General features: G+C 64.6%; 1 pseudogene. It reads left to right on the plus strand.

Features of this window, described 5'->3' with window-relative positions:
* Positions 1–254, plus strand: a pseudogene (locus tag SB725_RS32555) (cobalamin-binding protein); the annotation flags it as partial.

Below are 254 nucleotides of genomic sequence, written 5' to 3' on the forward strand. Positions count from 1 at the left end.
TGGGCATCGCCGCGTTCAGCGCCGAGCCCCATAGCATTGACCAATTGATCGATCAGATCGAAGCCATCGCCCAGCGCGTCGGCCGTGACCAGCAGGGCCGGCATTATGCGCAAACCTTGCGCGACAGGCTGCGGCACCTGCGTCAGCAGTATCGGCGTGAGCAGCCGCTGCGGGTGTTCTATCAAGTCTGGGACAAGCCGTTGTACACCCTGGGTGGCCGGCAGGTGGTCAGCGATGCCCTAGCCGTGTGCGGC

Origin of the sequence: Pseudomonas sp. SIMBA_041, from assembly GCF_046535095.1 — a bacterium.
Classification (GTDB): domain Bacteria; phylum Pseudomonadota; class Gammaproteobacteria; order Pseudomonadales; family Pseudomonadaceae; genus Aquipseudomonas; species Aquipseudomonas mucoides.